Raw genomic sequence first — 22,165 nt, forward strand, 5'->3', positions numbered from 1 at the left:
ACGTGAGCGGGGAGAGTTCCGTGAGTGCCGCGCTGTCCACGCCCTGCCCGAACTGCGGCGAGCCGGTCTCGACCGGCGACGCCTTCTGCGAGGCCTGCGGGACGACGCTGATCGTCCCGGCCGCCGCGGCCGCCCCGCCCGCCGCCGGATCCGAGGGCCCGACCGCCTGCCTGCACTGCGGGGGAGCGATCGCCGACGACGGCTACTGCGAGCAGTGCGGTCAGCGCGCCCCGACCGAGCGCGAGCACTGGGCGGAGGCGCCGCACCCGCTGGTCGGCGGCGTCTGCGACCGCGGGATCCGCCACGCGGCCAACGAGGACGCGATGGCGATCGGCGCGACCGCCGGCGAGGACGGCGGGCTGCGGACCGCGCTGCTGGTGGTCTGCGACGGCGTCTCCTCGACCCCCGACTCCGACGCCGCCTCGCTCGCCGCGGCCCGCGCCGCACTGAGTGCGCTGCGCAGCGAGGTCGGCGGCGAGGTGCACGGCGCCGAGCGCTGGGGCGCGCTGCTGCAGATGGCGGTCGCGCGCGCCTCCGGAGCGATCGACGCCGCGGTGCCGGAGAAGCGCGACAACCCGCCCTCCTGCACCTTCACCGCGGCGATCCTCGACGGCGCGCTGCTGGTCACCGGCAACGTCGGCGACAGCCGCAGCTACTGGATCCCCGACGCGGGCCCCGCCCGGCAGCTGACCGTCGACGACTCCTGGGCGCAGGAGCAGATCGCCTCGGGCGTGCCCCGCGCCGAGGCCGAGTCCGCGCCCGACGCGCACGCCATCACCAAGTGGCTGGGCGCCGACGCGCACGACGAGTCGCCGACCCTGGGCTCCACGGTGCTCGACGAGCCGGGCTGGGTGCTCGTCTGCTCCGACGGCCTGTGGAACTACGCCTCGCCCGCCGAGGAGCTCGCGGCCGTCCTGCACGACGCGGTCGCCCGCGTCGGCGACGACCCGGTCGCGCTGGCGGAGGCCCTCGTCGCCTGGGCGAACGAGCGCGGCGGCCAGGACAACATCACGGCGGCCCTGGCGCGCTTCGCCCCGGGCGGGGACCAGACGCCCCACGCGGACGAGTAGGCCGCCTGCGGCTGCCTGCATGCTGATCGAGTAGGCCGCTCGCGGCCGTATCGAGATCCACCCGTGCCGCTCCGTCCACCCGGGATCCCTTTCGCTGGACAGATCCGCGCCTCGCGTCCGCCCGCTCGCCACCTACCCTCGACCCCATGAGCATCGCCGAGTCGCCCGCCACCTCGCTGTCCACCGTCGGCCACTGGATCGACGGCGCCCCCTCGCCGTCGTCGTCCGGCCGCACCGCGCCCGTGTACGACCCGGCGCTCGGCGTCGCGACCAAGGAGGTCGCGCTGGCCGACGCCGCCGAGATCGACGCGGCCGTCGCCTCCGCCAAGGCCGCGTTCCCCGCCTGGCGCGACACCTCGCTGGCCAAGCGCCAGCAGATCGTGTTCAAGTTCCGCGAGCTGCTCGAGGCGAAGAAGGGCGAGCTCGCCGAGATCATCACCTCCGAGCACGGCAAGGTCCTCTCCGATGCGATGGGCGAGATCACCCGCGGCCAGGAGGTCGTCGAGTTCGCGACCGGGCTCGCGCACCACCTCAAGGGCGAGTACTCGGAGCAGGTCTCCACCGGCGTCGACGTGTACTCGACGAAGCAGCCGCTGGGCGTCGTCGGCATCATCTCGCCGTTCAACTTCCCCGCGATGGTGCCGATGTGGTTCTTCCCGATCGCCATCGCCGCGGGCAACACCGTCGTCGTGAAGCCGTCCGAGAAGGACCCGTCGGCGGCGATCTGGCTCGGTGCGCTCTGGAAGGAGGCCGGCCTCCCCGACGGCGTCTTCACCGTCCTGAACGGCGACAAGGTCGCGGTCGACGGCCTCCTCGAGCACCCGGACGTGAAGTCGATCTCCTTCGTCGGCTCCACCCCGATCGCCCAGTACGTCTACGAGACCGGCACCCGCCACGGCAAGCGCGTTCAGGCGCTCGGCGGGGCGAAGAACCACATGCTGGTGCTGCCGGACGCGGACCTCGACCTGGTCGCGGACTCCGCCATCAACGCCGGCTTCGGCTCGGCCGGCGAGCGCTGCATGGCGATCTCGGTCGTCGTCGCCGTCGAGCCGGTCGCCGACGAGCTGATCGCCAAGATCCAGGAGCGCGCCGCGACCCTGCGGATCGGCGACGGGCGTCGCGGCTGCGACATGGGACCGCTGGTCACCGAGGCGCACCGCGACAAGGTCGCCTCCTACATCGCGATCGCGGAGGAGGACGGCGCGAAGGTCGTCGTCGACGGCCGCGGCATCGAGGTCGACGGCGACGAGAACGGCTTCTGGCTCGGGCCGACCCTGCTGGACGACGTCCCGATCACCTCGAAGGCCTACACCGAGGAGATCTTCGGCCCGGTCCTCTCCATCGTCCGCGTGCAGTCGTACGAGGAGGGCGTCGCGCTGATCAACAACGGCGCCTTCGGCAACGGCACCGCGATCTTCACCAACGACGGCGGGGCGGCTCGCCGGTTCCAGAACGAGGTCGAGGTCGGGATGATCGGCATCAACGTGCCGATCCCTGTGCCGGTCGCCACCTTCTCGTTCGGCGGCTGGAAGTCGTCGCTCTTCGGTGACACCAAGGCCCACGGCGCGGAGGGCGTCCGCTTCTTCACGCAGCAGAAGGCGATCACGAGCCGCTGGCTCGACCCGTCGCACGGCGGCATCAACCTCGGTTTCCCTCAGAACTGAGCGGGCCGCGAGATGCCACTTAGGAGCGACTTCTACGGCGTGTCCTGCTCACAAGTGGCATCTCGCGGGGCCCCCGCACGCCGACCATCGCAAGGTCGAGCGCAACCGGCGAATCGCGTGTCAGCGATTCGTCGTGGACGGACGTGCGTCGCTCTGTGGGGCGTCCCCCTCTCGCTCGGCCGACCGCGGCCGATCGACGACGGAGGAGGAGACCGGCGCCGAGAAGCACAGCGCCAGCCAGAGCTCCGTGCGCGCGTCCACGTCGTCCAGGTCGACGCCCAGCGCCCGCTCGATCGCGGTGACGCGGTTCCGCAGCGTGTGCCGGTGCACGCCGAGTTCGCGGGCCGCCGGCTCCCACGCGCCGTTGCAGCGGAGCCAGACGCGGGCGCTCTCGAGCAGCACCCCGCCCTCGGGGGTGAGCAGCGGCGCGAGCAGCCGCCGGGCGAGGGGCTCCGCACCGGCCGCGGTGAGCAGGCCGCGCATCCCCCGCGCCGACACGTCCTCGAAGCGGAGCAGCGGATGCTCCGCCGTCGCCCGATCGGCCGCGCGCCGGGCCTCCACGAGCCCCCGGTCCACCTCCGACCACGCGACCGGCGCCGACGCGCCGGCCTGCGCGCCGTGCCGCTCCAGCACGCCCGCGATCAGCTCCAGGTCGTCCGCGCCCGTGATCACCACGAGCGCCCCGTCGCGCTCGGCGAAGAACAGCCGCGACCCGTTCTCCTCCGCGAACACCTCCAGCTCGTCGAGCAGCGAGTCGCCGCGCACCGGCTCGCTCAGCACACTCACCCGGACCGGCTCGGCAGGCAGCGTCCCCCACAGCTGCCGGGCGGTGCGCGCCGCGACGTCGAAGGCCCCTGCGGCCAGCAGCTCGAGCAGCCCCGAGCGCAGCTGCCGCCGCGAGGTGTCGAGGGCGCGCCGCTGCTCCAGCGCGATGCTCGCGAGTCCGATCACGCTCGCGACCAGGTCGTTGCCGGCCGGGTCGAGCGGAGTGCCGGTGCCGACCGCGAGCACGCCGCGCAGGTGATCGCGCTGCCCGAGGGTCTGCAGCGTCACGCCGCCGCCGTCGTCCAGGCGCAGCCCGGCGCGGCTGCCCCGCGCGAGCGCGTGCCGCACCGCCGCGGCGACCGAGCGCTCCGCACCCGCCGGCACGTCGAGCCGCGTCGGCAGGTGCACCCGCTGCCCGACCGCGTCGTAGAGCGCGACCCAGCAGTCGAGCTGGCGCTCGAGCTCGGAGAGGATCGCGGCGAGGCCGTCGGGCCGCAGCGCCGCCCGCGCGACCCTGCGCTGCGCCTCCAGCGACCACTCCAGCCGCTCGCGCTGCTCGCGCGAGATGACGTCCGCGACGAAGCGGATGATCCCCATGAACGGGGTCAGCTCGGCGACCTCGAGCAGCGGCAGCCCCTGCCGGGCGCAGGCCGCGACGAGCGGCGCGGGCACCTCGTCGTGCACGATGCCCGTCGCGAAGCCCAGGGCCCGGATGCCGCGGCCGCGCAGGCGCGCCACGTACGCCTCCGAGAAGTCGGCCCCCTGCGTGCCCGGGCTCTGCTCGAAGTGCACGCCGTCGGTGAGCAGCAGCTGCCCCGATTCGAGCCACGGCGTCGGGTCGACGAGATCGGAGGAGTGCGCCCAGACCAGCGGGGCGTCGAGCGCCGCCTCGTCGTGCACGCCTGCGAGGACGTGGAGGCGGAACGCCGGCTCGGCGAGCAGGTCGCGGACGGTCGCGGGCACGGGCGGCTCCCTCAGAATTCGACGTTCTGTCCATCGTAGGGCGGAGGCTTCGACAAAGCGGGCCGCCCGCGACGGGGCGCCGCGCGGCACGATGGAGGCATGACGCTCTCGGACACGACACCCTCGGACACGACTCCCACCGGCAGCACCAACGCCTCCGTCACCGCCGCCGACCGCTCCCGGGTCTTCCACTCCTGGTCCGCGCAGGGCGCGCTGAACCCGCTGCCGATCGCCGGCGGCCTCGGCGCCGAGGTCTGGGACGTCGACGGCACCCGCTACCTCGACTTCTCCAGCCAGCTCGTCAACGTCAACATCGGCTACCAGCACCCCAAGGTCGTCGCCGCGATCCAGGCGCAGGCCGCCGTCCTCACCACCGTCGGCCCGGCCTTCGCGAACGAGACCCGGGCCGAGGCGGCGCGCCTGATCACCGAGCGCGCGCCCGAGGGCTTCGAGAAGGTCTTCTTCACCAACGGCGGCGCGGACGCCAACGAGAACGCGATCCGGATGGCGCGGCTCTACACCGGTCGCGACAAGATCGTCTCCTTCTACCGCTCGTACCACGGCAACACCGGCGCCGCGATCGTCTCGACCGGCGACTGGCGCCGCATCCCCAACGAGTACGCCCGCGGGCACGTCCACGCCTTCGGCCCCTACCTCTACCGCTCCGAGTTCTGGGCGGAGACGCCCGAGCAGGAGTGCGAGCGCGCGCTGCACCACCTCGAGCGCGTCGTCCAGGCCGAGGGCCCGGAGTCGATCGCGGCGCTGCTGCTCGAGACGATCCCCGGCACGGCCGGCATCCTGACGCCGCCTCCCGGCTACCTCGCCGGCGTGCGGGCGCTCGCCGACCGCTACGGCATCCTGCTCATCCTCGACGAGGTGATGGCCGGCTTCGGCCGCACCGGCGAGTGGTTCGCCTTCGACGCCTTCGACGTCCGACCCGACCTGGTCACCTTCGCCAAGGGCGTCAACTCGGGCTACGTGCCGATCGGAGGCGTCGTCATCGACGACCCGATCGCTCACCACTTCGACGAGCGCGTCTTCCCGGGCGGGCTCACCTACTCCGGTCACCCGCTCGCCGCGGCGAGCGTCGTCGCGACCCTCGAGGCCATGGCGGAGGAGGGCATCGTCGACAACGCGAAGACCATCGGCTCCGAGCACCTCGCCCCCGGCCTGGCCGCCCTCGAGGCGAAGCACGACCTGATCGGCGAGGTCCGCGGCTCCGGCGTCTTCTGGGCGCTCGAGCTCGTGAGCGACCGCGCCACCCGCGAGCCGCTGCCCGCCGCCGCCGTCGGCCGCCTGAAGGCCGACCTGCTGTCCCGCGGCCTGCTGCCCTTCACGGCCGACAACCGCATCCACGTCGTCCCGCCCGCCGTGGTCACCCCCGCCGAGGTCGCCCGCGGCCTCGCGATCCTCGACGACGCCCTGACGGCCTTCAGCGGCTGACCCGCCGGGTCTCGAGACGCCGCTCCGCGGCTACTCGACCAGCATGCTTCTGCCCCGACCACCGGCCGGCGGTCCTCCGAACCACCCGGCCACGCACAAGCCGTATCCGGGAATCCGCGTGCCAGCGGACTCCCGTCGGCGTACGCGAGACGCTCTGCGGAACGCGCGCGGCACTCCGCCGACCGCGAGACGCCGCCCCGCGGCGTCCTAGGAAGCGGAGTGCAGCGCGAACGCCGTGATGAACCCGAGGACGGCGTACAGCCCCGTCAGCACGTCGTCCCGGTCGAACGCCTCCGGGATCATCGTGTTCGAGATCATCGCGAGGATCGCGCCGGCCGCGACCGTCGTCACGAACGCCACGACCGCTCCCGGTGCGCTCGCGAAGACGAGGAAGCCGACGAGCGCGGCGATCGCGGAGAGCGCGGCGATGCCACCCCAGACGGTGAAGACGTAGCGGGCGGAACGGCCGTCGGCCTTCATGCCGACGGTCGAGGACAGGCCCTCGGGCAGGTTCGAGATCGCCACCGCCGCCACGATCGGCACGCTGATCGCCGCTCCCGCACCGCCCTGTGCCACGGAGAGGCCGAGCACGATCGACTCGGGGATCCCGTCGATCAGGGCGCCCGCGGCGATCGCGGTGCCGCCGCCGGCGGAGCCCGAGCCCTTCGCGCTCTTGCGGTTCCCGGCCCCGGCGCGGGTGAGCAGCGCGTCCGCCCCGACGAAGACCACGGCGCCGGCGAGCGTGCCGAGGACGGTCGGCAGGAGTCCGCCGTCGTCGGCCGCCTCCTGCACCAGCTCGTAGGCGAGCGCCGAGATGAGCACCCCGGCGCCGAACGCCGAGATCGCGGCGGTCAGCTTGGGCGGGACGCGGACGAACCAGGCGAGCGCCGCTCCGACGAGGAGGGTCGCTCCGCCGATGGCGCCGCTGAGCAGCGCGAGGGACCAGGGGGGCACGGCGCCCAGCCTGTCAGGCGGACGCAGGCCGCGGAGCGGGGTTGACGGAGCTCGGACTCGCGCGGCTGAGCGCGCTCATGCTGGTCGAGTAGCCCCGCAGGGGCGTCTCGAGACCCACCGTCGCCGGCACGACGGGTCTGCGGGCTCGTCCTTCGACACAGCCTCCTCAGCAGCGCTCCGAGACGTACCCCTCGTCCTCCGGCGTCAGCAGGTCGCGGTCGCGCAGCAGCACGCCGATGCCGTCGCCGCGTGCGCACGCCCGCGCGAACACCGCGTCCGCGTCGTCGACGTCCGTGTACTCCACCTCGTAGACCCGCTCGCCGTAGACGTCCCTGTAGGCGTCGCACTCCGCGAACACCTCGCACTCCTCCGTGATCGCGAAGTCGAAGCCGAGGCCGCGCATCTCCTCCGCGCGCTCGGCTGCGTTCTTCTGCCCGATCGCGAGCCCGGCCCGGTGCGCGGCCTCGACGAGGCCGCGGGCGAACGCCGCGGTGTCGTCGTCGGTGAGCAGCCCCTCGGAGCGGGTGGCGGAGTCGAGGTTGTCGGCCTCGACGGCGTCGAAGCCGCTCTCGGCGCAGCCCTCCAACCACGGCCCGACCACCTCGAGCAGGGCGTCCCGCTTGGCCTCCGTCGACACGTCGAGCAGCGTCTCGTCCGGCCAGTCCGGATCCGTGATCGGCTCCCCGTCGGCGTCCCGCAGCAGCAGGTCGGGGCGCGACTCCCACTCCGCCTCCTCGCCGGGCTGCGTCTGGAAGGCGTTGACGTAGCAGACCGAGTACACGCCGGGCGCGGGCTCGGCCTCACGATCGCGGACGACGAGCTCGACGCCGTCGGCCGGCGGGTAGCTCCCGCCGAGCTGGTAGTCGAAGCCCGCGCCGGCCGGGGGAGGGGCCGACTGTCCGACGGTTGCTGCGCATCCGGCGAGGAGGAGGGCCGTCGCGGCCAGGCAGCACAATAAACTGGCCGAATGGCGGAGTTCAGCGCGAGTGTCTTTCAGAACGAGTTCCTCTCGGACGGCGCGACGGATGTGCACGCGATCGTGACGGTGACCGCCTCCGGCACCGGCGCGGCCGGCAGCGACGGAGCGGCCGCCGAGATCATCATCGTCGACTGCTCGGGGTCGATGACCGGCGAGAACATGACCGCGGCCAAGCGCGCCGCCGCCGTGGCGGTCGACCAGATCCTCGACGGCACCTTCTTCGCCGTCGTCGCCGGCTCCGAGCGCGCCGACCGCGCCTTCCCGTACCCCAACGCCTCCGTGTCGATGGTGCGGATGGAGCCGGGGGCCCGCGCGGCCGCGAAGGAGGCCATCGGCTACCTCCAGGCCGACGGCGGCACCGCGATGGGCACCTGGCTGGCCCTCGCCCGACAGCTCTTCTCCAGCGTCCCCGAGGCGAAGCAGCGGCACGCGATCCTGCTCACCGACGGCAAGAACGAGCACGAGTCGCGGATGCAGCTCGACGCGGCGATCCGCGCGGCCGGCGGCGTCTTCCAGTGCGACGTCCGCGGCGTCGGCTCCCGCTGGGTCGTCGAGGAGGCGCGCACCATCGCCAGCGCGCTGCTCGGCACCGTGGGCCTCATCGCGAACCCGGCCGACATGGCCGCCGACTTCGAGCAGCTGATCCAGGCGTCGATGGGCCGGGGTGTCGCCGACGGCGAGCTGCGCGTCTGGACCCCGCAGGGCTCCCAGCTGCTCTTCGTCCGCCAGGTCGCCCCGAACCTGGAGGACCTGAGCTCGCGCCGCACCTCGGTGAACCCGCTGACCGGCTCCTACCCGACCGGCGCCTGGGGCGACGAGTCGCGGGAGTACCACGTGGCCGTCCGGGTCGCCTCGAAGCCGGTCGGCGCCGAGCAGCTCGCCGCCCGGGTGCAGCTCAGCGTGCGCGACGAGGTCGTCGCCTCCGCGCTGGTGAAGGCCCGCTGGACCGACGACTCCGCGCTCACGGCGCGGATCGATCCGGCGGTCGCGCACTACACCGGCCAGACCGAGCTCGCCTCGGCGATCCAGGACGGCCTCGCCGCGAAGGCCGTCGGTGACGACGCCACCGCGACGGTGAAGCTCGGCCGCGCCGTGCAGCTCGCCGCCGCCACCGGCAACGACGAGGCGACCGCGAAGCTGCGCAAGGTCGTCGAGATCGACGATCCCAACGAGGGGACGGTCCGGCTGAAGCGCGGCGTCGCCCGCCTGGACGAGATGGCGCTCGACACCGCCTCGACGAAGACCACGCGGGTGCGCAAGTGAGCTACCGCTGCCCGGAGGGGCACACCTCCCAGTCCGGCGACTACTGCGACGTCTGCGGTGCGCCGATCGTGCCGGCCGCGCCGTCCGCCCCCGCGCCCCGCGCCACCGACCCGACCACGGCGATCCCGACCGGTCCCGCCGTCTGCCCGAACTGCTCGTACCCCAACGAGGCCGGCGCGCTGTTCTGTGAGAACTGCGGCTACGACTTCACCACCGGCTCGCTGCCCGAGGCCGACCCGTTCACCGAGTCGGGGGCCGTCCGCGCGCCCGGCGAGGTCGGCGGCTCCGCCACGCCGGCCGGCGATCCCGCGGCTCACCTGGGCGAGGCGCCCGCTCCGGCCGCTCCCGGTGCGCCGCCCGCGCTCGTTCCGGAGGAGGAGGCCGGCTTCGACGTGCCCGTCGCCACCGCGCCGCCGGCCGCGCCGCCCACCGAGGTGATCCGCGAGGTCACCGGGAGCACGCCGACGGCCGCGCCCGCCGCCCCCGCGGCCCCGGAGGAGGACGACCCCTGGATCGCCGAGGTCTGGGTCGACCCCGACTGGTACGCCGAGCAGCGAGCCGAGGACCCGATGCCCTCCGCCGGCCCGCCGACGATCGTCGTGCTCCGCGAGCGCTCGGTGCTCGTCGGCCGGCCCTCCGCCTCGCGCGGCATCTCGCCGCAGATCGACTGCGGCACCGACTCCGGCGTCTCCCGCCGCCACTGCCAGCTCAACACCGACGGCTACCGCTGGTGGGTCGAGGACCTGCAGTCCGCGAACGGCACCTACCTCGCCGCGGCCGGCGCCCCGCTGCCGCAGACCCCGATCCCCACCGGCCAGCGCCGCGAGATCGAGGAGGGCGACCGCGTCTACGTCGGCGCGTGGACCCGCATCGTCCTCCGCCAGGCCTTGCCGGGCGAGGCCTGACCCCCGCCGACCGACGCCGCCGAGGAGCCCGCGGAGCGGGCGTATCGAGATCCGCCGTCACCGAGAGCGGAGCCGCCGGGCTCGCGTGCCGGACTGGGCGGGTCTCGATACGCCACTGCGCGGCCACTCGACCGGGATGGGTCACCGGGCGCGCAGCGCGAGCGCCGGGTCCTGGCGGCTCGCTGTCCACGCGGGGATCGTCGACGCGGCGAGTCCTGTCAGGAGTCCGACGCCGAGTCCCGCCGCCGGCAGCCAGGACTCGAGGATCGGAGTCCAGCCCTGGAGCCCGGCGATGACGAGCGTCGCGGCACTCCCGACGGCCACGCCCACCGCTCCGCCGAGCAGGCCGATGAGGAGGCCCTCGGCGAGGAAGAGGCGTCCGACCGCGGTCCTGCTGGCGCCGACGGCCCGGCGCAGTGCGATCTCGTGCGCCCTGGCCTGCACGGAGAGGTGCAGGGTCGTCGCGGCGCTGATGGTGGCGAGGACGAGCAGGATGAGGGAGATCAGTGCGATCAGGGCGCCGAGGTCGCTGCCGATGCCCGTCCGGAGATCGCGGAGGTCGGCGACGGTCTCGACGCCGAACCGTCCGGGGTTCGCGGGATCGAGCCGAAGGGGGACCGCCTCCGCGACGGCGGCGGGATACCCGGGCTCGGTGCGGATCAGGAGCGCCGTCGTGACATCGGATGAGCCCTGCAGGACATCGGAGGAGACGATCACCGAGTCGGCGAGGTCGGCCTGCCGAGGCTCGGCGTCGAGGACGCCGACGACGTCGACCGTGCGGCCGTTCACCCAGAGCCGGCAGCCGGGTCCTGGAGGAGGGAGCTCGAGCGTCGCCGCCGCGTCATGGCCGACGATCGCGATCCCCTGCAGCGACCGGTCATCGAGGAGTCCGAAGGTGTCCGGACCCACGGGCGATGCGCCTGTGAGCCGCAGGTAGTCCGAGGAGGCGGACATCAGCCTCAGCGGCGATCCCCTCTCCGGCTCGGTCGGCGAGAGGCGCTGGATCGAGGCGGCGCCTCCCGACGCCACGGAGGCGGAGCCGACTCCGGCGACTCGCGGCAGAGACGACGCCGAAGCGATCCACTCGGAGAGGCGACGGTCGTCGTCGCGCAGGAGATCCGTGCCGCCGGGGACCGAGACGCGCACCTCGTCGAGGGCGGCCGCGCTCAGCCGGTCCGCGACGCTGCCGGAGGCGCTCTCGCTGACCCCGATGGAGGCGACCAGACCGCCGATGCCCAGCGCGAACGCGAGCAGCAGGAACAGGGTGCGCGCCAGCCGGGTGGTGACGACGTCGACGGCGTCGCCGAGGTCGTCGGCGAGCGCCGTGACCCAGCGGTGAGGACTCCTGCGCGATGGTTCCGCCTCCTCGGCATTCGCCTCCGCGGCGGCCCGGTGCACTGGCGCTCGGGGAGGGAGGGCCGTCGACGGGTCGACAGTGCCGTCGACGATGCGGATCGTGCGATCCGCGGCCGCCGCGATCGTCTCGTCGTGGGTGATCAGGACGACGGTGACTCCGCCGGCGTGGAGATCGCGAAGGTAGTCGAGCACCGCCGTCCCGTTGGCCCGGTCGAGATTGCCGGTCGGCTCGTCGGCGAGGACGATCCGCGGCCGGGTGGCGATGGCGCGAGCGAGGGCGAGACGCTGCTGCTCACCGCCGGAGAGGACCCGCCCGGCGGCGTGTGCCCTGGCCTCCACGCCGAGCCGGGCGAGGGCGTCCAGCGCCCGCGTGCCGCGCTCCGCGAGCGGGACGCGCTGCGTGCGGAGTCCGAGCGCCGCGTTGTGCAGCGCGGAGACGTCGCCGAGGACGAACGACTGCTGGAACACGAATCCGAAGACCCGGGACCGGAGGCGGTCGCGCTCGCGCTCGCGCAGGGAGGCGACCTCCGTCCCGAAGACGCGGTAGCTGCCCGCCATCGGTGTGTCGAGCAGGCCGAGGACGTTCAGCAGCGTGCTCTTGCCTGAGCCGGACGGACCGACGATCGCGACGAACTCCCCCTGCTGCACGGTGATGCCGATGTCCCGGATGCCGGTCGCGGGGTCGGTGCCGAAGGTCCGGGTGATCCCGGTCAGCTCGAGGGCGGCCGGCGCGGGAGGCGTGCCGACGGTCACTGCAGGATCACCTCGCTCCCGGGTGCGAGGACGTCGCCGGCGATCGCGGTCCAGCCGTTCCCCGAGTAGTCGACGGTGACGGGCACGCGCCGGGGCTCCGGCTGCTCCGCTCCTGCCTCGGCGTCGGCCGGCACGAGGACGAAGGTCCCCTCGGCGTCCTGCCGGAGGGCGACCGTCGGCACCGCGAGGGACTCCTCGTGCGGAGCCTGCGGCAGCACGGTGACGCTCAGCCCCGGCGAGAGCCCGGCGAAGGCGGGATCGGCCGAGACGACCGTGACGTCCCGGCCCGGCGCCTTGCCGTCCGAGGCCTCGACGAACTCCCCGATCGCCGAGATCGTGCCCGCGAGCTGCCGGGTGTCGGCCTGGATGCTCACCTCCTGCCCGTCGGTCAGCGTCGCGGCGCTCACCGCGTCGGCCCGGAACGAGACGACGTTCGGAGAGGTGCGGACCCGGACCAGCGGGGCCTCAGCCGTGACCGTCGCGCCGAGCGGGAGGGCGCTGGTCACGGTCGCCTCGGCCGTCGCCAACGCGACGAAGCTCGCGAGGGGGATGAGCGGAGCCGGGGGCCGGACGACAGGGGGCTGCCGCACCTCAGGCGCCGAGGAGGACATGGGCTCGGCCGGATCAGGATCGGCCGGTGGCGACTCCACCGGATCGGGGGCGGCGGTGGTCGGCGCGGGGAAGCCGTTGTCGACGAAGAGCTCCGTCACGGCGGCGGTGGTCCGCCAGTCCACCCAGCCGGTCACCTCGACGTCGGCCCCGGTCCCGCGGAGCGCCCGCTGGAGGGACGAGACGTCGTCGCCCTCGTCCTCGGTGCGCAGATCGCGGTAGAGCGCCAGCGGTCCGGGCACGGCGAAGACGGGTCGTCCCGAGACGGCGCCGACGAGACTCCCCGGTCGGACCACGTCGCCGACCTCGACGGTGCGCCTGGTGACGACGGCCGGGACTCCCGAGGGGATCGTACTGAGCGCCTGCTCGCTCCCGGCGACGACGCTGCCGGCGAACGCCGTGCGGGAGTCGACGACTCGTCGCTCCACAGGCGCGGTGACCTGGATCGACTGCTGCGCCTGCTCTCCGGGTCCGTGGTCCGGCACCTGCACCAGGAGCCCGGTCAGGAAGGATGCCGTGATCGAGCCGAGCAGGACCAGGGCCGCGACGACCGCCCGCAAAGGGTGCTCTATGCGCCGGAGCCGCATGGTGCTCGGCTCTGCACCCCCGCCGTCAACCATGCGCGGCGATGTACGCGCGCGCGGCCTCGAGGAGTTGCTGCTTGCGCTCCTTCTCCTCGTTCAACGCCGCCTGGTTCGCGTCGATCAGCGGCTGCTGGTACGCGGCTTCGAGGTCGGCGAGCGTCTGCGTCAGTCGGGTATCGGTGTTGCACCGGGCCTCGATCGAGGCGAGCCGGATCCCTTCTTCGCTGCTCCCCGCTCCTTCGTTCCCCAGCAGCGCGTAGGACTGCTCCGTCAGGTAGTACTCGCCTGTCTGGGCGGTGAGTCCGGCGTCTTTCAGACACTGCTCCCAGGGCTCGCGGGCGCGATGCCAGCGTTCGTCCTTCCGAGCCTTCGTCAGCGCCTCGCTCTCCAGGCGGGAGGCGAGACTGTTCAAGTACTCGTCCTGCCGCGGGTTCACGGTATCCATCGCTGTCCTCACGGAGTCATCGTCTTCGTAGCAGGCGTCCCGCGCCGCGGACCATTGCATCCCGCCGACCGCGCGTGCCTGCTCCAGCGCGACGTCCAGTGGGGAGTCGGCGGAGCCGAAGCCGTAGCGTGCCGCGCGCTTCTCGTCCCACATCCCGAAGGTCCGGTCGTCGAGGTCGGTCGTCGGGTCGGCCGGAGTGCGAGCGACGGAATAGGTGAAGCCCTTCTTCTTCATGCACTCTCCGACCACGGCTTCCGCCGCCGTATCGAAGACCTGCTCGTCGGCGTGGCGCCCGTAGAACGCGTACTCGTTCAGCGGCATGACGATCTCCCCGCTGACCGAGTCCAGGTAGGCGTGCGCGGAGTCGTCGTGTTCGACTGCACCGGCAGTGCAGCCGCTCAGAACCGCGACGGTGAGGAGGGCGCCGACGACACCGCCGAGGGCTCGAGCACCAGTGCGCTGCCCGCGGCTGGTCATCGCATCCCTTCCACTGTCATCGGGCTCTCCTCGCCGCAGTACCCCGTTGTTCTCGACTGCAGTCTCACTGTCAGCACCCCTCCGTCAGCCATGCGCGGCGATGTACTCGCGCGCGGCCTCGAGGAGCTGCTGCTTGCGCTCCTTCTCCTCGTTCAACGCCGCTTGATTCGCGTCGATCAGCGGCTGCTGGTACGCGGCTTCGAGGTCGGCGAGCGTCTGTGTCAGCCGGCTCTCGGTGTTGCATCGGGCCTCGATCGAGGCGAGCCGGATCCCTTCCTCGCTGCTCCCCGCTCCTTCGTTCCCCAGCAGCGCGTAGGACTGCTCCGTCAGGTAGTCCTCGCCTGTCTGGGGGGTGAGCCCGGCGTCCTTCAGGCACTGCTCCCACGGCTCGCGGGCGCGATGCCAGCGCTCGTCCTTGCGTGCCTTCGTCCGCGCTTCGCTCTCGAAGCGGGAGACGACACTGTTGAGGCGTTCGTCCTGCGGCGGAGTGACGGCACCCATCGCGTCGACCACCGATTCGTCGTCCTGATTGCAGGCGTCGTACGCTGCGGACCACTGCACGCCGCCGGCCGCTCGGGCGTCCTCCAACGCGATGTCCATCGGCGACGGTGCGAAGTCGAAGCCGTAGCGCGCTGCGCGCTGCTCCTCCCAGAGTCCGAACGTCCGGTCATCGAGGTCGGTCGTCGGGTCGGGCTGTGTGCGGGCGGGAGAGGTGGTGAACCCTTTCGACTTCACGCACTCGACGATCACCGCCCGCGCAGCTGCCTTGAAGACCTGGTGGTCGGCATGCCTCCCGTAGAACGCGTACTCGTCCAGCGGCATGACGATCTCCCCGCTGACCGAGTCCAGATACGCGTGCGCGGAGTCGTCGGGCTTCGTCGCGCCGACAGCGCAGCCGCAGAGAACCGCCAGAGAGGCGAAGGCGCCCAGGGCGCCCCGGAGGATCCGTCCGCCGGGGCGCCGTCGTCGACCGTCCACTAGTTGTAGCTCTGGATCCGGTCGTTCCAGGTCTCCAGCCAGTTCAGGCCTGACGTGAGACTCGACAGGGCTGACACATCTCCCTGCAGACGGATCGAACGCCCGACCATTCCGCGGTTCTCGTAGAGGGTCTTCCGGTTCGGCGTCTTCAACGACGACGCCTTTCGATTGATCGAACCGAGACCGTCCTTCTCCACCCATGTCGCCTGGTAGGCGTATCCGCGGAAGTCGGCGTCCTCGTAGATCGGGAAGGCCGACGCGATCGGCGCCGCTCCGAGGGCGAGTGCTGCGGTCACCGCTCCTGAGGCGAGAAGTGCCCCGTACCTGTTCTTCATGGTCCATCTCCATCGATCGGACTATCACCGTACGGTGGCCGAGCCGTCCTGGCCCGACGAGAAGAGACGGTAAATGAGCGTTAGTCGACTTGCAAGGGAGTGTCGTCCGCTGCTCGCTCGGCGGCGCTCGACGCGCCTTCAGGCGCTGATCGACGCAGCGAGGGCCCTCCGGTGCGAGTGCTGGAGCGGAGTCTCGATACGCCGCTGCGCGGCTACTCGACTAGCGGGTGGGGTGCGCGTCCGCCGCTGTTGCTGCAGCCCCTGCATGCTGATCGAGTAGCCCGCGGAGCGGGCGTATCGAGATCCCCACCGGCAGGACGCTGAGTCAGCAGACCCGTCCTGCTGGTGACGGGGGGTCTCGATACGCCCCTGCGGGGCTACTCGACCTGCAGGAGGCGCGGCCGCTCGACGAGCGGGCTGTCGGCTCAGCGGCCGGCGAGGAGTCCGAGCATCCAGGAGAGGGCGGCGACGGCGCCGACGCCGACGACGCTCGAGCCGATGATGACGGCGCGGCGCAGGCGCACGCGGCTGCCGTCAGGGGCAGGGGCGGCCTCGCCGGCGGACGACGCGGTCATGCCCGCGCGCAGGCGGTGCGCGACCTGGTCGGCGGTGGGCCGCTTCGCCGGGTCGCGCTCGGTCATCGAGGTGAGCAGCGCGCGCCAGGGCGCGGGCAGCGTCGCCGGGACGACGGGGGAGCGGTTGAGGCGCGCGATCGCGGCCTCGAGGACGGTGCCGGAGTACTCGCGGTGCCCCGTGATCGCCTCGAGCAGCACGAGGCCGAGCGAGAAGACGTCGCTGGCGCCGCTGATCGGCTCGCCGGCGACCTGCTCGGGGCTGACGAAGCTGGCGGTGCCGATCACGATGCCGTCGCTGGTGAGGCGCGAGCCGTCCATGAAGTGGGCGACGCCGAAGTCGGTGAGCTTGGCGGTGCGGGTGTAGCCGCTGGAGGCGACCTCGCTGACCAGGATGTTCGCGGGCTTCACATCGCGGTGGACGACGCCGCGCTCGTGCAGGTAGGCGAGCGCCTCGGCCAGCTGCGTGCCGATCGCGGCGACCTCGTCCGGCGCCATCGGGCCCGGCTCGAGCCGCGCCTCGAGGGTCGGATCGGCGACCAGCTCCATCACGACGTAGCGGCGCACCTCGCCGCCGAAGTTGTGCAGGCCGGCGTCGAAGAGGTTGACGATCCCGGGGTGCGCGAAGGAGCTGAGCATCCGCACCTCGCGCTCCTGGCGGGCGACGTCCTCGGGGTTCGAGGCCTCGGCGCGGAAGACCTTCACGGCCACCTCGCGCTGCACGGTCTCGTCGCGGGCGCGGTACACCGAGCCCATCCCGCCCGAGCCGATGCGCTCGATCAGGTAGTAGCGACCGGCGACCCGCTGCTGGGCGGCATTGGCGGCGATGGTGCTCACGACGACCCCGCCTTCTGCTGGAGCGACGTGCCCCGCGGCGCTCCGGACGAGCGCCTGGGTAGACGGTACCGCGGTGCCGCGACGACGGGGAGCGCAATAGCCGGGATTGACATACGGCCGTGATAGAAGCAGTCGATCCGACCCCGAGCGACTGGGCTCAGCGCAGTCCGCTGCGGGAGAAGCCCTGCACGAAGTAGCGCTGAAAGATCAGGAACAGCACGACCATCGGCAGCACGTTCACCAGCGCGAAGGCCATCGTCCCGCCGTAGTCGCTGCCGAACTGCCCCTGCAGGTAGAGCAGCCCGATCGGGAGGGTGAAGAGGACGTTCTCCTTGAGGGCGATCAGCGGCCAGGCGAAGTCGTTCCAGGAGCCGAGGAGCGACATGAAGAACAGCACCGCGATCAGCGGCTTCGAGAGCGGGAGCACGATCCGGGTGAAGACGCGGAAGTGGCCGGCCCCGTCGATCCGGGCCGCCTCGATCAGGTCCCGCGGGATGGCGAGGATGAACTGCCGCGCCAGGAAGAGCCCGAACGCCGAGGCCGCGGTCGGCAGGATGACGGCCCAGTAGCTGCCGTAGAGGCCGAGATCGGTGACGAGCCGGAAGAGCGACACCATGATCACCTGCACGGGGAGCGTCAGCGTCGACAGTGCCAGCAGGAAGAGCACCCCCGAGCCGCGGAAGCGCAGCTGCGCGAAGGCGTAGCCGCCGAGCAGGTTGATCGCCACGGTGATCAGCGCGGTGGTGAGGCTGATCGCGAGCGAGTTGCCGAACCAGGTCGCGACCGGGAACGAGTCGAAGACGCGCTCGAAGTTGGCCAGCGTGAACTCGCGCGGCCACAGCCGCAGCGTGCCGCCGAGCAGCTCGGCGCGCGAGGAGAACGCGACGACGAGCATCCAGTAGAGCGGGAAGAGGATGACGAGCGAGACGAGGATCGCGAGGACGAGCCGGAGCGCGGTCGTCGAGCGGGAGACGCGGTTCATTCGACGAGGTCCCTCGAGCGGTTCGTGCGCCACTGCACGGCGGTGAAGATCATCGTCAGGATCAGCAGGACGATGCCGATCGCCGCCGCGTAGCCCTGATCGCGGGTGACGAAGCCGGTGTCGTAGGCGTAGGTCACCAGCACCGAGGTGGAGTTCTGCGGCCCGCCGCCGGTGAGGACGAAGACGATGTCGAAGACCTGGAACGAGTAGATGACGTTGAGGATGAGCAGGAAGAACGTCGACGGGCCGACCAGCGGCACCGTCACGTGCCGGAACTGCTGCCAGCCGTTCGCGCCGTCCAGCCGCGCCGCCTCGTAGAGCGCGGGGTTCACGCCCTGCAGCCCGGCCAGGTAGATCAGCATGTTGAAGCCGGTCCGCCACCAGAGCGTCACCAGGATCACGGAGGCGAACGCCGCCGCGCCGCCGGACTGCCAGGCGATGCGCGGCAGTCCGATCGTCTGCAGCAGGCCGTCGAGCACGCCGCTGTTCTCGTCGAAGATCAGCACGCCCATCAGCGCCGTCGCGACGCCCGAGACGGCCATCGGCAGGATCAGGATCGAGCGGAAGACGGGCCGGGCCGGCAGCACCGAGTTCAGCAGCACCGCGGCGCCCAGGCCGAGCGCCATCGAGAGCGGCGTGACGATCAGCGTGAACAGCGCGGTGTTGAGGGTCGAGCGCCAGAACAGCGGGTCGCTCAGCAGCCGGGCGTAGTTGTCCAGGCCGATGAAGACGCCGTCGCCGAAGCCGTTGGTGCGCTGGAAGCTGAGCAGGAACGCGCCGACCAGCGGCACGAAGACGAACAGCGCCAGCATCAGCAGGTTGGGCGCGAGGAACCCGTAGGCCGCGACGGTCTCGCGGGCGGCGGGCGCCCGGGAGGTGCGGCGCGGTCGCGCCGTCACCTCCTCGGGCGCGGGGAGGGTGCGGGTCACCGGATCCTGCCGCTCACTGCACGGCGGTGGCGATGCCGGAGCTGAGCTTCGCGATGGTGTCCTCGGTGCTCTGGCCGCCGACGAACGCCTGCTCGAGCTGCTCCTTCAGCACCGCGATGATCGCGGCCATGTCCGGTGAGGCGACCTGCGCCGCGTCCTCCGCCTGCACGGTGCCCGCCTGGCCGAGGAAGACCTCGGCGAGCTCGGGGCGCACCTCGAACTCGATGCCCGACTCGGTCAGGTCGCGGCGGGTGGGCAGGAGCGAGGCGCCGGCGCAGAAGTCGCGCATCGACTCCTCCTCGGTCACGAAGGCGAGGAACGCCGCCGCGAGCTCGGGGTTCGCGGTCGCCTTGGTCGCGACGAGGGCGTTGCCGCCGAAGTCGCCGCCGCCGCGCACGTTCCGCGGCGAGTAGGTCGCGCCCCACTCGAAGTCGAGCGTCGACTCCGCGTCCGGGATGAGGAAGGCGCCGCCGAAGGTCATCGCGGTCGTCTGCGAGTACCAGAGGTCGCTCGCGTAGGTCGTCGCCTGGATCGAGCTGCTCGGCGGCACGAGGCCGTCGGTGAAGAAGCTGCGGCTGAAGTCGATCGCCGCGCGACCGGCGTCGGAGTCGATGGCCGGAGCGGAGAGGTCCTCGGTGAGGAAGCGGCCGTCGGCCTGGAAGAGCAGGCTCAGCCAGCGGGTGACGCCGTTGCCCTGCCAGTTGTAGGCGAAGGGGTAGCGCTCGGCGGGAAGCGAGGCGCGCAGCGTCCGGCCGACCTCGGTGAACTCCTCCCAGGTCCACGCCTCCTCCGGCGAGGCCGGGAAATCGGTGATGCCTGCGGTGGCGAGCGCCTCGGTGTTGTAGAGGATCAGGGAGGTGTCGGTGTGGTGCGGCACGCCGAACGGGCTGCCGCCGCTCTGCACCGCGGCCCAGGCCGGGTCGGTGAAGCGCTCGGCCACGTCGGCCTCGAGGTGCGGAGTGAGGTCGAGCAGCTGGTCGCGACCGGCGTAGCTGCCGAAGGTGTAGTACGGCACGCGGAAGACGTCCGGCGGGTTGCCCGCCTGCAGCTGCGCGTCGATGTTGGTGAACATCTGCTCGTACGGCACCGAGTTCAGCGCGACGGTCGAGCCGGGGTTCGCCTCCTGGAACCGGTCGATCGCGCGCTGGAAGCCCGCGAGTTCGGCGTCCGTGCCCCAGGTGGTGAAGGTCAGCGTGCCGCTGTCGGCGCTCGCCGCGGGGCGGGCCGGCGCGAAGCCGCAGCCGGCCAAGACGGGGACCGAGGCGGCGACGCCCAGGGCGCTGAGGAAGCGACGCCGATCCAGCGTCACCCGATCGAAGGCGCTCCTGCCCAGCGACGTCGTGTCCAGAGCCATCATGGCCTCCCCTCGGGGGCCACCGGCGGGCCCTCCGAGGGGAGGCTAGCTGCGGGCATCGGCGTGCGCCGCTACTGGACGGATCCGCGCTCCTGTGAGAGAAGCGGTGCTCAGCTCCGGCGGCCGAGCATCCCCTCGAACGAGCCGTCGAGCGCCCACGGGTCCGCGGGAGCGCGCGAGGTGCGCGCCGCCTCGGTCGCGAGCTCGCGGCCCGCCCGCTCGATCCGCGAGGGCAGCGCACGGCCGTCCTCGGTCGCTCCGCCCCAGTCCTCGGTCGCGGCGAAGACCGTCGTCGACAGGGGAGCGGCGTGCAGGTAGCTGAAGAGCGGGCGCATCGCGTAGTCGACCGCGAGCGAGTGGCGGGGCGAGCCGCCGGTCGCCGCGAGCAGCACGGGCAGCCCGCGCAGCGCCTCGGTGTCCAGCACGTCGACGAACGACTTGAAGAGCCCGCTGTAGCTGGTGGTGAAGATCGGCGTCACGGCGATCAGGCCGTCGGCGCCGGCCACCGCGTCGAGCGCGGTCTGCAGCGCGGGGCTCGCGAAGCCGGTCAGGAGGTTGTTCGTCACGTCGTGCGCGAGGTCGCGCAGCTCGACGACGCTGCGTTCGACGGTGAAGCCCTGCTCGGTGAGCGAGGCCTCGGCCGCGTCGGCCAGGCGGTCGGCGAGCAGGCGGGTGGAGGACGGCGTGCTGAGGCCGGCCGAGAGGACGGTGATCCTGCGGGTGTCCATGGGCGGGGCCTCCTAGGCGCTGACGGGGACGGGCTGCTCGGCGCGGGCGGCGACGAGCGAGGAGTGGGTGGGCGCGTCCGGCACGTGCGCCGGGCGGCCCTCGGCGAAGCCGGCGCGCAGTGCGGGCAGGATCTCGCCGAGCATGTCCATCTGCTCGAGGACGGTCTTCAGCGGCAGGCCGGCGTGGTCCATCAGGAACAGCTGGCGCTGGTAGTCGCCGACGTACTCGCGGAAGCCGAGGGTGCGGTCGATGATCTCCTGCGGCGAGCCGACGGTGAGCGGGGTCTGCTCGGTGAAGTCCTCGAGGGAGGGGCCGTGGCCGTAGACCGGGGCGTTGTCGAAGTAGGGGCGGAACTGCGAGACCGCGTCCTGCGAGTTCTTGGCCAGGAAGATCTGGCCCCCGAGCCCGACGATCGCCTGGTCGGCGCTGCCGTGGCCGTAGTGCTCGAAGCGCGAGCGGTAGAGCTGCACCATCTTCGCGGTGTGCGAGGCGGGCCAGAAGATGTGGTTCGCGAAGAAGCCGTCGCCGTAGTACGCGGCCTGCTCGGCAATCTGCGGTGAGCGGATCGAGCCGTGCCAGACGAACGGCGCGACGCCGTCGAGCGGGCGCGGGGTCGACTGGAAGCCCTGGAGCGGCGTGCGGAACTGGCCCTCCCAGTCGACGAACTCCTCGGTCCACAGACGGTGCAGCAGGTCGTAGTTCTCGATGGTGAGCTCGATGCCGCGGCGGATGTCCTTGCCGAACCAGGGGTAGACCGGGCCGGTGTTGCCGCGGCCGAGCATCAGGTCGACGCGGCCGCCGGCGAGGTGCTGGAGCATCGCGTAGTCCTCGGCCAGCTTCACCGGGTCGTTCGTGGTGATCAGGGCCATCGCGGTGCTGAGCTGGAGGCGCTCGGTCTTCGCGGCGATGTAGGCGAGAGTCGTCGTGGGGGAGGAGGACCAGAACGGCGGGTTGTGGTGCTCGCCGAGCGCGAACACGTCGAGGCCGATCTCCTCCGCCTTCAGGGCGATCGCGAGGGTGGCCGCGATCTTCTCGGACTCGGTCGGGGTGCGGCCGGTCGTGGGGTCGGTGGTGATGTCGCTGACCGTGAAGATGCCGAACTGCATCGGGCGCTCCTTCTCTCCGTGGCCCCGTCCTGGCGAGACCTGATCCATGCATTTGCATGTACATCCTCATCCAACCACGGAGAAGCCACGTTATTCCCGGACCCGTCGGAGAG

19 protein-coding genes are annotated in these 22,165 nt (G+C 72.3%); 5 read left to right on the plus strand and 14 right to left on the minus strand.

From position 1 onward, the window contains the following. The first annotated feature begins 20 nt into the window (after positions 1–20). Together GTU73_RS04670 and GTU73_RS04675 are read left to right on the plus strand one after the other, a co-directional pair. On the plus strand, positions 21–1,070 hold the full coding sequence (locus tag GTU73_RS04670) for a PP2C family serine/threonine-protein phosphatase (protein ID WP_244231773.1): 1,050 nt from the start codon (positions 21–23) through the stop codon (positions 1,068–1,070). Between the two features lie 146 nt (positions 1,071–1,216). Continuing rightward, the gene (locus GTU73_RS04675) at positions 1,217–2,734 is read left to right on the plus strand and encodes a CoA-acylating methylmalonate-semialdehyde dehydrogenase (protein WP_160087415.1); all 1,518 of its coding nucleotides are present in this window, start codon (positions 1,217–1,219) and stop codon (positions 2,732–2,734) included. Positions 2,735–2,854: 120 nt separating this feature from the next. Here the strand turns inward: GTU73_RS04675 and GTU73_RS04680 are convergent, their stop codons facing one another. Next, entirely contained in the window at positions 2,855–4,462 is a 1,608-nt protein-coding gene (locus GTU73_RS04680; protein WP_160087417.1) for a PucR family transcriptional regulator, read from the minus strand. A gap of 99 nt (positions 4,463–4,561) precedes the next feature. Between GTU73_RS04680 and GTU73_RS04685 the strand changes: the two genes are divergently transcribed. Next, complete coding sequence (locus GTU73_RS04685) at positions 4,562–5,905, plus strand: aspartate aminotransferase family protein (protein ID WP_160087419.1); 1,344 nt, start codon at positions 4,562–4,564, stop codon at positions 5,903–5,905. Between the two features lie 207 nt (positions 5,906–6,112). On the opposite strand, the gene GTU73_RS04690 is transcribed toward GTU73_RS04685, so the two are convergent. Together GTU73_RS04690 and GTU73_RS04695 are read right to left on the minus strand one after the other, a co-directional pair. Next, the gene (locus GTU73_RS04690; protein ID WP_160087421.1) at positions 6,113–6,859 is read right to left on the minus strand and encodes a ZIP family zinc transporter; all 747 of its coding nucleotides are present in this window, start codon (positions 6,857–6,859) and stop codon (positions 6,113–6,115) included. Positions 6,860–7,025: 166 nt separating this feature from the next. After that, positions 7,026–7,814, minus strand: a complete 789-nt coding sequence (locus tag GTU73_RS04695; protein WP_208543739.1) for an endo alpha-1,4 polygalactosaminidase — start codon at positions 7,812–7,814, stop codon at positions 7,026–7,028. Positions 7,815–7,826: 12 nt separating this feature from the next. Here GTU73_RS04695 and GTU73_RS04700 point away from each other — a divergent pair, with 12 nt between their 5' ends. Together GTU73_RS04700 and GTU73_RS04705 are read left to right on the plus strand one after the other, a co-directional pair. Then, positions 7,827–9,101, plus strand: a complete 1,275-nt coding sequence (locus tag GTU73_RS04700) for a VWA domain-containing protein (RefSeq protein WP_160087423.1) — start codon at positions 7,827–7,829, stop codon at positions 9,099–9,101. Continuing rightward, on the plus strand, positions 9,098–10,006 hold the full coding sequence (locus GTU73_RS04705) for an FHA domain-containing protein (protein ID WP_160087425.1): 909 nt from the start codon (positions 9,098–9,100) through the stop codon (positions 10,004–10,006). The genes GTU73_RS04700 and GTU73_RS04705 overlap by 4 nt, the downstream gene beginning before the upstream one ends. A gap of 141 nt (positions 10,007–10,147) precedes the next feature. Here the strand turns inward: GTU73_RS04705 and GTU73_RS04710 are convergent, their stop codons facing one another. The 11 genes from GTU73_RS04710 to GTU73_RS04760 form a co-directional block, all read right to left on the minus strand. Continuing rightward, positions 10,148–12,115, minus strand: a complete 1,968-nt coding sequence (locus GTU73_RS04710; RefSeq protein ID WP_160087427.1) for an ATP-binding cassette domain-containing protein — start codon at positions 12,113–12,115, stop codon at positions 10,148–10,150. Then, positions 12,112–13,284: a hypothetical protein gene (locus tag GTU73_RS04715; protein WP_160087429.1), complete on the minus strand. Its 1,173-nt coding sequence runs from the start codon at positions 13,282–13,284 to the stop codon at positions 12,112–12,114. The genes GTU73_RS04710 and GTU73_RS04715 overlap by 4 nt, the downstream gene beginning before the upstream one ends. A gap of 52 nt (positions 13,285–13,336) precedes the next feature. After that, positions 13,337–14,230, minus strand: coding sequence for a hypothetical protein (locus tag GTU73_RS04720; protein WP_160087431.1), 894 nt, complete (start codon positions 14,228–14,230; stop codon positions 13,337–13,339). Positions 14,231–14,314: 84 nt separating this feature from the next. Then, complete coding sequence (locus GTU73_RS04725; RefSeq protein ID WP_160087433.1) at positions 14,315–15,052, minus strand: hypothetical protein; 738 nt, start codon at positions 15,050–15,052, stop codon at positions 14,315–14,317. Positions 15,053–15,207: 155 nt separating this feature from the next. After that, a complete protein-coding gene (locus GTU73_RS04730) occupies positions 15,208–15,504 on the minus strand; it encodes a hypothetical protein (protein WP_160087435.1) in 297 nt (98 codons plus the stop codon). A 464-nt stretch (positions 15,505–15,968) separates the two neighbouring features. Next, the gene (locus GTU73_RS04735; RefSeq protein WP_160087437.1) at positions 15,969–16,952 is read right to left on the minus strand and encodes a serine/threonine-protein kinase; all 984 of its coding nucleotides are present in this window, start codon (positions 16,950–16,952) and stop codon (positions 15,969–15,971) included. 157 nt (positions 16,953–17,109) lie between these two features. Then, positions 17,110–17,934 carry a carbohydrate ABC transporter permease gene (locus tag GTU73_RS04740; protein ID WP_160087439.1) on the minus strand — a complete coding sequence of 275 codons (825 nt, stop codon included), beginning with the start codon at positions 17,932–17,934 and terminating at the stop codon, positions 17,110–17,112. Beyond that, positions 17,931–18,863: a sugar ABC transporter permease gene (locus GTU73_RS04745; RefSeq protein ID WP_244231774.1), complete on the minus strand. Its 933-nt coding sequence runs from the start codon at positions 18,861–18,863 to the stop codon at positions 17,931–17,933. The genes GTU73_RS04740 and GTU73_RS04745 overlap by 4 nt, the downstream gene beginning before the upstream one ends. Positions 18,864–18,876: 13 nt before the next feature. Next, complete coding sequence (locus tag GTU73_RS04750; RefSeq protein WP_244231775.1) at positions 18,877–20,220, minus strand: sugar ABC transporter substrate-binding protein; 1,344 nt, start codon at positions 20,218–20,220, stop codon at positions 18,877–18,879. Between the two features lie 107 nt (positions 20,221–20,327). After that, a complete protein-coding gene (locus GTU73_RS04755) occupies positions 20,328–20,945 on the minus strand; it encodes an FMN reductase (protein ID WP_160087441.1) in 618 nt (205 codons plus the stop codon). Between the two features lie 12 nt (positions 20,946–20,957). Continuing rightward, on the minus strand, positions 20,958–22,052 hold the full coding sequence (locus GTU73_RS04760; RefSeq protein WP_160087443.1) for an LLM class flavin-dependent oxidoreductase: 1,095 nt from the start codon (positions 22,050–22,052) through the stop codon (positions 20,958–20,960). Positions 22,053–22,165 lie beyond the last annotated feature (113 nt).

Origin of the sequence: Rathayibacter sp. VKM Ac-2804, assembly GCF_009866655.1 — a bacterium.
GTDB lineage: Bacteria > Actinomycetota > Actinomycetes > Actinomycetales > Microbacteriaceae > Rathayibacter.

Excerpts from the sequence above, each read along its gene's own strand:
- GTU73_RS04685 (WP_160087419.1), top strand. The coding sequence starts at position 4,562 with ATGACGCTCTCGGACACGACACCCTCGGACACGACTCCCACCGGCAGC.
- GTU73_RS04675 (WP_160087415.1), top strand. The coding sequence starts at position 1,217 with ATGAGCATCGCCGAGTCGCCCGCCACCTCGCTGTCCACCGTCGGCCAC.
- GTU73_RS04700 (WP_160087423.1), top strand. The coding sequence starts at position 7,827 with ATGGCGGAGTTCAGCGCGAGTGTCTTTCAGAACGAGTTCCTCTCGGAC.
- GTU73_RS04720 (WP_160087431.1), bottom strand. The coding sequence starts at position 14,230 with ATGACCAGCCGCGGGCAGCGCACTGGTGCTCGAGCCCTCGGCGGTGTC.
- GTU73_RS04760 (WP_160087443.1), bottom strand. The coding sequence starts at position 22,052 with ATGCAGTTCGGCATCTTCACGGTCAGCGACATCACCACCGACCCCACG.
- GTU73_RS04740 (WP_160087439.1), bottom strand. The coding sequence starts at position 17,934 with ATGAACCGCGTCTCCCGCTCGACGACCGCGCTCCGGCTCGTCCTCGCG.
- GTU73_RS04750 (WP_244231775.1), bottom strand. The coding sequence starts at position 20,220 with ATGATGGCTCTGGACACGACGTCGCTGGGCAGGAGCGCCTTCGATCGG.
- GTU73_RS04725 (WP_160087433.1), bottom strand. The coding sequence starts at position 15,052 with ATGCCGCTGGACGAGTACGCGTTCTACGGGAGGCATGCCGACCACCAG.
- GTU73_RS04755 (WP_160087441.1), bottom strand. The coding sequence starts at position 20,945 with ATGGACACCCGCAGGATCACCGTCCTCTCGGCCGGCCTCAGCACGCCG.